General features: G+C 57.6%; 11 protein-coding genes. 2 read left to right on the forward strand and 9 right to left on the reverse strand.

All coding sequences use genetic code 11. The features are described from left to right. Positions 1-84 precede the first annotated feature (84 nt). Genes PROAA_RS04435 through PROAA_RS04445 form a run of 3 tightly spaced genes read right to left on the reverse strand, consistent with a single transcriptional unit; the run spans position 85 to position 1,985 of the window. Positions 85-768, reverse strand: coding sequence for a Tim44 domain-containing protein (locus tag PROAA_RS04435; protein ID WP_186410180.1), 684 nt, complete (start codon positions 766-768; stop codon positions 85-87). Positions 769-779: 11 nt separating this feature from the next. After that, a complete protein-coding gene (ubiE, locus tag PROAA_RS04440; RefSeq protein WP_186410189.1) occupies positions 780-1,520 on the reverse strand; it encodes a bifunctional demethylmenaquinone methyltransferase/2-methoxy-6-polyprenyl-1,4-benzoquinol methylase UbiE in 741 nt (246 codons plus the stop codon). A gap of 33 nt (positions 1,521-1,553) precedes the next feature. After that, the gene (locus PROAA_RS04445; RefSeq protein ID WP_186410181.1) at positions 1,554-1,985 is read right to left on the reverse strand and encodes a gamma-butyrobetaine hydroxylase family protein; all 432 of its coding nucleotides are present in this window, start codon (positions 1,983-1,985) and stop codon (positions 1,554-1,556) included. 216 nt (positions 1,986-2,201) lie between these two features. On the opposite strand from PROAA_RS04445, the gene phoB reads away from it, so the two are divergent. After that, complete coding sequence (gene phoB, locus PROAA_RS04450) at positions 2,202-2,894, forward strand: phosphate regulon transcriptional regulator PhoB (RefSeq protein ID WP_186410182.1); 693 nt, start codon at positions 2,202-2,204, stop codon at positions 2,892-2,894. Between the two features lie 28 nt (positions 2,895-2,922). After that, on the forward strand, positions 2,923-4,224 hold the full coding sequence (gene phoR / locus PROAA_RS04455) for a phosphate regulon sensor histidine kinase PhoR (protein WP_186410183.1): 1,302 nt from the start codon (positions 2,923-2,925) through the stop codon (positions 4,222-4,224). Between the two features lie 9 nt (positions 4,225-4,233). Here the strand turns inward: phoR and PROAA_RS04460 are convergent, their stop codons facing one another. From PROAA_RS04460 to PROAA_RS04485, 6 genes are all read right to left on the reverse strand, one after another. Continuing rightward, positions 4,234-5,835 (reverse strand): hypothetical protein, encoded by a 1,602-nt coding sequence (locus PROAA_RS04460; RefSeq protein WP_186410184.1) that lies wholly within the window; start codon positions 5,833-5,835, stop codon positions 4,234-4,236. After that, the gene (locus PROAA_RS04465; protein WP_281182235.1) at positions 5,832-6,233 is read right to left on the reverse strand and encodes an HIT family protein; all 402 of its coding nucleotides are present in this window, start codon (positions 6,231-6,233) and stop codon (positions 5,832-5,834) included. The genes PROAA_RS04460 and PROAA_RS04465 overlap by 4 nt, the downstream gene beginning before the upstream one ends. Before the next feature lie 250 nt (positions 6,234-6,483). Next, positions 6,484-7,392 carry a hypothetical protein gene (locus tag PROAA_RS04470; protein ID WP_186410186.1) on the reverse strand — a complete coding sequence of 303 codons (909 nt, stop codon included), beginning with the start codon at positions 7,390-7,392 and terminating at the stop codon, positions 6,484-6,486. A 98-nt stretch (positions 7,393-7,490) separates the two neighbouring features. Then, positions 7,491-8,420, reverse strand: a complete 930-nt coding sequence (locus tag PROAA_RS04475) for a hypothetical protein (protein ID WP_186410187.1) — start codon at positions 8,418-8,420, stop codon at positions 7,491-7,493. Beyond that, positions 8,417-8,986 (reverse strand): RNA polymerase sigma factor, encoded by a 570-nt coding sequence (locus PROAA_RS04480; protein WP_186410188.1) that lies wholly within the window; start codon positions 8,984-8,986, stop codon positions 8,417-8,419. The genes PROAA_RS04475 and PROAA_RS04480 overlap by 4 nt, the downstream gene beginning before the upstream one ends. A gap of 36 nt (positions 8,987-9,022) precedes the next feature. Continuing rightward, positions 9,023-9,682, reverse strand: a complete 660-nt coding sequence (locus PROAA_RS04485) for a heavy metal-binding domain-containing protein (RefSeq protein ID WP_222102098.1) — start codon at positions 9,680-9,682, stop codon at positions 9,023-9,025. Positions 9,683-10,188 lie beyond the last annotated feature (506 nt).

The raw sequence follows: 10,188 nt of genomic DNA on the forward strand, positions 1-10,188 counted from the left end.
GCTTCTCCAGCGAGAAGATGGTTTATGAATCCGAGCGCTGCGTCGACCAGCATCGAATAGCTAACAACGAATACGTATATGAACTCAGTTGAGCTGCTGAATTCCGGCCACGACCCAGCCACCACCCTCGATCGGCTTGCTCAAGTTCCACACCTCATCGAAGGGAACTGCTGCTGCCCCCGCCGCGTCACTGATCATGCCGCTGAAATGCACGCTGGCAACATGACGATTTGACTCGGTACATACCTCGAGAAGCTCCGCATTCAGAGTCGCCACGTCGGTTTGCTGGGGTGCGCTTCCGCGTTCATCCATTTGCATCTTTATTTCGGCAAACACTTCAGGACTGACGAATTCGCGAATATCTTCAAGGTTCTTGGCGTCATTTGCGGCCTGCATTCGAATGAAGTTCAGCTTTGCGACACGCAGGAATCCTTCAGTATCAAAGCCATCGGGAATGTGCTGGGTTGCAGGGGGAACGGAAGATGAGCTCGTGCCAAAGTGCGAAAGCAGCGCAGCAATACCGAGGCCGGCAGCGAGCCCGGCAATCGGTCCCATCCAGTTGCGTTTGGGCGTTGTTGCCGCTCCTGCAGCGGAAGCCGGATTTGTAGGCGCCGGAGCCGCCTGGGCAGGAGAGGCGGGTTTTGGTGTAACAGCTTGCCGCTTCATGCCAAAGGATCTCCCGCCACCAAAGCGGGCGGCTTCTGCCTCTTCCGCAAAGATGCCAAGGGTCAGAATCACAGCAAAAACAGCTACTAATGCCTTTTTCATATACGGCTCCATTAAAATTTAAATCCGCGGTGCAGTGCGACAACGCCCATCGCCATATTGAAGTAGTCAACGTTCTCAAAACCCGCTTGTTCCATCAATGCCTTCAGTGATTCCTGATCCGGATGAACACGAATCGATTCAGCCAGGTAGCGGTAACTCGCCTCGTCCTTGGTGATGATCTCGCCAATACGCGGAATCACCTTGAACGAATAAAAGTCGTAGAACGGCGTCAGTGGCTTCCAGACCTGTGAGAACTCCAGTACCAGCAAGCGTCCTCCGGGGCGCAGGACGCGAAGCATTTCGGCGAGTGCGGTGGACTTGTGGGTCATGTTGCGCAGGCCAAACGCTACTGTGACGCAATCAAAGTAATCTCCCGGGAAGGGCAACTTTTCGGCATTGCACTGTGCTACCGGGATCAGGAATCCTTTGTCACAGAGGCGATCGCGGCCATTGGTCAGCATGGCATTGTTGATGTCGGTCAACCAGATTTCGCCGGTCTTCCCGACCTTGCGGGCAAAAGCAAGCGCGAGATCACCCGTGCCACCGGCAACATCGAGCACACGAGCGCCTTCGCGTACGCCGCTACGGGCAATAGTGAACGCCTTCCAAAGGCGGTGCAGACCACCGGACATCAGGTCGTTCATCAGGTCGTAGCGCTTGGCGACCGAGTCAAAAACCTCGGCAACCCGTCGGGCTTTTTCGGCCTCGGCGACTTGCTCGAAGCCAAAGTGAGTCTTGTCTGGAGCGCTCATCATGTGCAGCGAATATCGGTGTCTGGCAAAATTTCAGCGCTTTCCGCTACCGCAGGACGGTGGTGGTTTGGTGGCTTCGGGACGGCACTCCGACGGGTCGCGACTTCCACCTTCCGCCTTCAACTTGTCAAGGTACGCCTGCCACAACGCGTCGCGGTTGGCACAAAGCGTATATAGAATATCCCATGAATACAGACCACTTTCGTGGCCGTCGGAAAAAACAGGTTTGATCGCATAGTTGCCGACTGGTTCGATAGTCACAATTTCCACATCGCGTTTGCCGACCTGCAATGTTTCCTGGCCTGCGCCGTGACCGCGTGCTTCTGCCGAAGGCGTAAATACACGCAGGAATTCATAAGTCAGTTCATAACGTTCATCGTTCTCGAAGGCGAGTTCGACGATGCGGGATTTGTTATGCAGCTTGATCTCGACGGGAATCGGTGTACCGGGATTAAGTCCAGCCATGGCGGTCTTGTGGTGTAATCGAACGCGCTATGATAGCGCAAAGTCGGGTTGGAAACCTCTGGGAGTGCTGGATCGAAGGTTCGACAACGGCAATTCAAGCCCGCAGCAAGACGTTGGTGGATCGTGCGCTTGTGTGTTCCAATCGGTTAACTGTCATCAGTTTGTCATCCTGCTTTAATAAACTGGGAGCATGCGATTACGTAGAGAGACCACACCATGTCAGCCACCATCCTAGTTGTTGAAGACGAACCGTCGATCCAGGAGTTGATTGCCGCCAGCCTGCAGCATGCCGGGCATCGCGTTATGCGTGCCGATACTGCTGAAGACGCGATCCGGCTAGTGAACAGTACTCTGCCCGATGTTGTCCTGATCGACTGGATGTTGCCTGGAATGAGCGGTGTTCAGTATGCCCGCCGTTTGCGTAGCGAAGAGCGGACTCGCTACTTGCCGATCATCATCCTGACCGCACGCAGTGAGGAACATGACAAGGTGGCGGGGCTGGAGGCGGGCGCTGACGATTATCTGACAAAACCTTTTTCACCACGCGAATTGCTGGCCCGTATCAAGGCGGTGCTGCGCCGCCGGGCGCCGCAAATGACCGAGGACTGTGTAGATGTCGAAGGCTTGCGCGTTGATCCCGTTTCGCATCGAGTATCCGGGAATGGCCAGTCGCTGGATCTCGGGCCGACCGAGTTTCGTTTGTTGCATTTCTTCATGACGCACGCCGAACGCGTTCATAGCCGCACACAGTTGCTTGATCAGGTTTGGGGCGATCACGTTTTTGTCGAAGAGCGGACGGTAGACGTTCATATTCGTCGCCTGCGCTCATCATTGGAGCAAACCGGGCATGACCGCCTGATCCAGACAGTGCGCGGCAGTGGTTACCGTTTCTCGGCGCTGCCCGAATGAGATTGTCCGGTTAATCCGAGAATATGGCATGAGCGCGATCTGGGTACGTTTGATTTGGCAGTTGCTTCTTTTCACCTGCATCGTGTTTCCGCCAGTCTTCTACATCTATGGACTCAACTGGGGGCTGGCCTCGGCAGTTATATTCCTGCTTCTTTTGTTGTGCTGGCATCTGTTTCATCTTCAAAAACTGATGAGTTGGCTTGAAGGAGAACTCAATAGTCCACTGCCAGAAGGGCGAGGCGTCTGGGAAACCACCTTTGCCGAGTTGCACCGTAGAGTTCGCATGCGTCTCGGTCAGCAGCAGTTGCTTGCGGAAACACTTGAGAATTTCATGAGTGTGTTCCAGGCCTTGCCGGATGGTGTGATTGCATTTGATCGTCACCGCCGCATTGACTGGATCAACGAACGTGCTGAAACGCACTTTGCTTTGTCTGCGGCCTCGGATCGGGGACTGGTTTTGACCAACCTGATCCGCCATCCGGATTTCGTTGCCTATCTTGACAGCGGGCAGTACGCCGAACCGTTGATTTATCGGGACGGTCGTGTCGATGGTATGACCTTGCTGCTGCAGATAATTCCGTACGGCGAAGACCAGAACCTTCTGGTCTCGCGTGACGTTAGTCAGGTCGAGCGTGTGGAGACCATACGCCGCGATTTCATTGCCAATGTGTCTCACGAACTCAAGACGCCCTTGACCGTGGTTGCCGGTTTTTCCGAAATGCTGGTTGGCGGCCATGAAGCTTATGGTGGTGCCAAAATCAATAATTATCTGACGCTGATTTGCGAGCAGACCGCGCGCATGCAGCGTCTGATCGAAGATCTGCTGACCCTTTCTTCGCTGGAGTCCGGAGGACCGTGGCTCAATGAGGAGCGGGTGGAGCTGGAACCGATGCTGCGCAGCATCCTGGCCGACGCGCAGGCGCTTTCGGCAGGAAAACACGAGATTGTGCTGAATGTCGAAACACCTTCGGTGCTCGCCGGGTACGCCAGCGAGTTGCGTAGTGCCTTCAGTAATCTGGCCGGGAATGCCGTGCGATACACTCCACCGGGCGGCAGGATTGATCTTCTCTGGCGGGTACACGACGGGTTCGGAGAGTTTGTCGTGACCGATACCGGTATCGGTATCGCCGCTCAGCATCTACCACGCCTGACCGAGCGTTTCTATCGAGTCGATCGGAGTCGCTCGCGCGAGACAGGTGGCACCGGGCTGGGACTGGCCATCGTCAAACATGTATTGACGCGCCATCATGCCACGCTGGAGATCGAAAGTACCCTTGGCAAGGGAAGCCGCTTTTCAGCGCGCTTCCCCGAGCGTTGCATACTCGGCTAAGCGTTGCGTTCAGCAGACCACAAAGCTGACCCGCTCGAATCCAGGCCCATCATCAAGTACCTGCTGGAGCTTGACCCGCCAGGCGCCGTCGGTAAAGAGTTCGACGACCCGTCCGTTCCGGAACCAGCCCTGAGGTAACACCAGGGACTGGTCGGTGTCTTGTGACGGTACGGCCGGCAGCAGGAATGCGCGATGGTATTGCCCGTGACTTTCACTCGCTTGTTCGATTACCCGTGCTGCGGTGGCAACCGGCAAGCCAGGCAGCGCCTTTATTCCCGCAATCAGCCCCCCGCTCTTTTCCTGCATAAGCCATGTGTTCTTCGCCAGAAGAAAGCGCTGTCCATCCTTCGGGCGGAGTGCGATGAGCTGGCCGTGGATCATTTTCTTGCCGGAAGTGCTGCGTACGAGGCGGAAGCCATTGGCTGACTGGTTTACAACCTCCCAGCTATCAACACCGTAGGTAAGTTGCTCCTGGCGCACATGCAATGCTTGCTGAGGATCGGTCTGATGCCTGAAGGCAAACAGGTTTTCGAACTCTTTTCTGGAGTAGACGCGCACGTTTTCCGGCTGCTCGAACTCCTTGTCGGAGATGAAATAGTGCATTTCCTCAAAACCCGTACAGAGCTGGGTGATTCCCGAAGTAGCATGGCGTCGGTATTTTCGCGCTGCGCGAGCCTGAGCCCACGCAGGAGCAAGATGTTCAAGCAGCCGCTTGCACTGGCCGGCAGTGCAATCCTCCCCCAGTTCGAGATGCGATGGAGGGATTTTCTGGCTCAACTGGTGCCTGACCTGGTTTATGTGCATGGTCAGTCGAGTCGTATCCAGACGCCGCAGATGCTCGGTTTGCAGGCACTCGGCCACGGGGCGCAAGGCCATGTCCTGCATCAGATCGACAACGTATTGGGGCAGGGCTTCGCCCGGTTCTGCCTTGTGCAGGCTGACGAGTGGCGACCAGTGGCTGGCCCAGCGGCGTACCAGAGTCTGGTCGCGCACGGAGAGACTGAAGCTGCCGGCCATGTCGCACATCAGAAACGCGATATATGCGGTTGTGCAGTCGGTACTCCGTCCCAGAGGATCAAGGGCGTCAGGAACGGCCAATGTGGCGACTCCCCATTCCTCGGCGCTTCCGTAGTATCCATGCAATTCCAGCCACAACCCCCATGGCAGCTCACGCCGAGCACGCTGGTGTTCGAGGATGATCATGCCAGAGTGATGAATGCAGCGATGCAGGATCGTGGCAACGCGTGACGCGCTGGCGGGATCCTGCTCATCGGACGCATCGTTTTCGGCGCAACGGGCGTACGACGTAGCAGCTTTCCGCCAAAGTGCTATGACTTGCTCGAATGTCTCTTCCTCGACTTCGGCGAGAGGGAGTGCTTTGCTCTGATAGCGCTTGGCGAGTTCATCCGCGACAAAGGAAATCGGCACACGGGCGTGTTCAAGCAACTGGAAATAGGTCTCGCCATCGGGAGGTGAGGTCAGCAGGCTATCGAGAAAGCGATCCAGATCGATTGCGGCCTGTTGTGGGTTGGCCAATGGAATGCGAGAGATGATGTCGCAACCTGTCTGCAGGTCATGAATCGCAAAAGTGATGGGGGACATGGCATTCATGGAAAACTCCTTTCACGCGATACTATCGGCTCCCCGAGTTGCTCGGCCAGTGCTTTTCTTAGTATTGAGAGATCGATCTTGGCGGGCAGGGCGACATCGGTTCTTTGCGCCAGGCCCCAAATCGGATTGGGAAAACAACGATCCTCGCGCCAGCGCGGGATAACGTGCCAATGGACGTGAGGGGTAACGTTGCCAAGGCTGGCAAGATTGATCTTGTCAGGGTTGATCAGGTGCCGTAGCGCGGATTCGACGGCGAAGACGACGCGCATCATCGCCTGCCGTTCATTCACTGCCAGATCAGTCATTTCAGGCTCGTGTCGATTGAGGATGACGCGGCAGAACCCCGGATAGTCCGTATCGTCAATCAAGACCACGCGACATAGCGCACTTTTCCACACCAGTTCGCCGCCGGGTGAAGCACACAGTTCGCAAGTTTTACAGGGCTCGACCAAGATCAAAGACTCCAAAAATGGATCGGTACAGCTTCAGACTAAAAGGAAAATGGAGTGTTTACAAGGAAATACGTCACACAATCACAGGTCGTGTCGTCGACGGGAAGCAGATGTTTGGACGGAACCCCCGAGCTATCTTGTAGACGATCCCAAGGGTTCCCGTACTTCCCGAAGCCGGTCGCGAGTGATTTGACGATCAGCTGCGCGGGTCGGGTACAAAACGGGCATTCGCCGGGAAGGGCGTGGGCTCGGCCAGCCACGGTGTCGGGATGATGCCGCGCGCGATCAGATTGTCGCGGGAGTCGTAGTAGATCGTGACGATTTCATCAGGCGTATCGCGGGCGCGCTCAAACCCCGTGTAGCGCGTCGGGGAATACTCGCGCTCGCCATGGCCGGTGCCGAGCCGCTCGGCCTTTTTCTCGAATTCGCCCGGCGAAGCGGAGTCTGCTGCAGCCAAATTGGCCCGTCGCTCGGCAAGTTTTCCCGAAGCGGTGGATTTGGAGGCTCCGGTGCTCGCCTCACTTTCGCTCTTGGCCGCCTGCCGGACAGGGCCTTCATCGGCATCACGAGCTGGTTCCGGGTGCCGAGCTTCCTTTGTCGCGGGAAATGGCGCCGTTGTGCCGTATCTCGCCAAGGGTGGAACCACCTTCTCACGGAACACGGCAACGCCGATAACCCCAACATTGTCCGGACGGCCCGTGCGCGCCGCATAGCTGTTGGGCAGCGCGGTGAAAACGAACTGGGCGACGTCATTCATGCTCTTGCGCCAACCGCTGATCCCATAGCTTTGTCGGTCATCGAGCACATAGCCCGACTGCAACGGCGCGGCCGTCTCGCCGGTGAGTACGTTGACGCCATCCACGGAGAGAACGGTGAGCAAACGCTCACTGCGCCTGCTTCTGAGTTCGATGGAGTAGTTGTCTCCCGGAGTACCGGCGATGTAGAACTTGCCATGGTGGCGGTAGGGCGTGAGCCGTTCGCCGGTGCTGCGATTGACGACAGAAACGTCGACCAGGCGGGCCGCAAGGCTGGGCTGTGCGCAGCCGGTCAAAGCCAGGAAACCGATAGCGCCAAGAACTAGGGATGCAAAGTTGGTTTTGTTCATGATGTCCTCCGTAGGGGGAAAAAGATTTGCGATGTCCGCAATCCTGTAAACGGAGGCCTTCGTGAAACGGGGTTAAAACGGCACCTGCGCCGCCAAGCCTATTCTGGCTGAATCAGGTCAGCCGGCAGCGCATAGTCGGGGTAACGCACGCGAAACCGGGCCAGGCTTTGCGCGGCCTCGGCATTTCGGCCGGCCCCACGATGCTTCCGGATGAGTTCCAGCCAGGCTTCAGGTGTTGTCGCATCGTCCGGGCGCGTTGAAAGCGAAGGGGCAATCGAATCCGCCGCGGGTCCGTCTCTGGAACTGACGCCAATATGCTCGGCTTCTCGCCGCAGGGGTGGGCGGGCGAGCTCCGCGCCGGCGGCGCCGGAAGCGTCCGATTCACTTTTTTCCAATCGTCCATACCCATCGCTTCGCAGGGATTTCTTCTGAGGTTCAGATGCGGGTACAGGTTGAGCCATCGTTGCCGGTGCTTGCGCAGCTCCGCCAGGAGACGGCCCCTGTCTTGCCGGGATAGCGCGCCGCTCAGCGGCCGGGGCCGGTCTGGCTGTCCTTTCGCGAACAGCAGAGGAGAAATTCTGGCCAGACTTCGACTCGTCATTCTGGTTTGGCTTCGGTGTCTCGGCTTTGCTCGCAGCCTGCGATTTTGCTGGGCGATCGGACAGTGTGGCTTTGCCCGGAACCTTATCCGCGGCAATCTTCGCATCATCGCGCTTAGGCTCCATGGCGCCAGTCACTGCTGACAGATCGCTTTCCTGCAGCTCCGAGACGCGCAAGGTAAACGACAGCCCGATAACCGCAACCGCAATCGCGGTCGTTGCGGGAATCCAGCGCTTCCACCATGGAAGCTGCCGCTTTGGCTTCGCCCCATTGTCGGCCCGGAGATCAGCCCGTGCAGCATCGAGAATGGCGCGATCCAGGCTTGGACCCGGCTCGGCGGCTCCGGCCCCTTCCCGATAGAGCGCATGGATTTCGCTCACGGTCGAATCGGGAATAGGATCCTTCGGCGGAATGATCGGGCGAGTCATCGCAAATCCCTCAGTTCGCTGCGTAGCCGCGCATAGGCGTAGCGCAAACGGCTTTTCGCGGTCTCATAACCGGTGCCAGTCGCGTTGCCGATTTCCTCGACCGTCAAACCGCCCTCGGCAGCCAACAGAAAGGCTTCGCGCTGGGGTGCAGGCAATGCCTCGATTGCGGCGACCATGTTTCCGGCAACCAGCGCGCGCTCGTAAAGCTGCTCCGGCTGTCCGCTGGTTGGCGCCGGATGATCCGGGGGGTCGCCCTCGAAATCAGTCGCGTCGGCTTCGAATTCAGCCAGACGGCCGCGTGCGCGATAGCCGTCGATCAAGCGATTGTGAGCGATGCGGAACAGCCAGGTCGTAAACTTGGCCGAAACTTCATAGTTGCCGCGGGCGCGAATGACCGACATCCATACCTCCTGAAACATTTCATCCGCCTGTTCGCGCCGAGCGCACTGATGCAGCAAATAACGGAACAAGCGGCCGCGATGTCGCGCGTAGAGCACCTCGAATGCTGCGGCGTCGCCATCGCGATAAGCCAGCATGAGAGTCTCGTCGGTACGCGATTCTTCCATGCCTGAAGTGTAAACGAGGACAATCCGTTTTCGGGGTCAGCGTGAGCTGGTCTTGATTTCCAATCGCGAGCAAGCATTGCCGGAACCACTCATTCCGGGCCGCGCCGGCCTCCAATTAGATGCCGACGTGCCCAGAGCCAGTTTGACCCACTGCGCCGTGCGCTCACCGAGCAGATCACGTACGAAGCCCAGACCGAGAAACGGCCCCACGGTCAGCACCAGCAGAGGTACGGTCAAAACGGCACCGATCAAGAACCGGCGCCTGAAGTCGACCAACTCGGGGTTAAACCCTTCGTCGCCGCTCGTAACGCCCATGGATTCCAGAGCCATGCCGCATTTCGGGCAATCGCCCGGCGCGTCGCGGATGGTTTCGGAATGCATCGGGCAGGTGTATAACGTTCCTGCAGATGCTGGAGCGGTGGCCTGAGCGGCGGCCTTCTTGTGCTCGCCTGTCAGGTAGTGCACGGGGTCCGCGGCGAACTTGTCGTGGCACTTCTGCGAGCAAAAGTGCCAGGTCTTGCTGTCGTGTTCGAAGCTCGGCTTGCCCGCGCCAAGGGTGACGTTCATGCCGCAGACCGGATCCTTCACGGTCGTTGTGTTGGCCGCTTCATGGTCATGGTGCATGCCGTGCGTGGCGTGAGAATTCTCGGCCCGGTGATGATGGTCGTGCCCGCTCAACCCTGTTTTCGTGTCCATGGCAGTCCTCTCCAATTGGTACTGCTTTCAGCTTAGACAAGCGTGTCGCTCACAGGTCAAGCCCCCTTTCTTCAGGGCACGATGGCCAGCCGATGCACTTCGCCGCCGGGTGATTGCAATAGATAAAGCCTGTCGGGGCTGCTTGTTCTGCGACGCGCAAATTCCGCGGGCGATTTTGTTGACCAGGTTTCAGTGATGAGATTTAATCGTCATCTGGTAGCAACAGCCACAACCGGTCGGTGGCGACTGTTCCATGAAGCAGCCCTTACAAGCATAGACATGCCAGTTTTGAACAACCCAAGGAAGCAGAAACTGTAAACAGAATATCCGGCATGACGGACTCAATTCAGAGAAATGCTTCACTGATAAACAGCACCATGCGACCTGAAGCCAGATTATTGGGCAATCCAATAATCTGACGACTGGACGGAATGGTGTCTACTTAACGAATGAAAGGGACTTCCCCGTCCCGAGGTAGCGGCGGAAGCCGCAATCGGCAACGCGTG

The sequence above is a fragment of the Candidatus Propionivibrio aalborgensis genome (assembly GCF_900089945.1).
Classification (GTDB): Bacteria; Pseudomonadota; Gammaproteobacteria; order Burkholderiales; family Rhodocyclaceae; genus Propionivibrio; species Propionivibrio aalborgensis.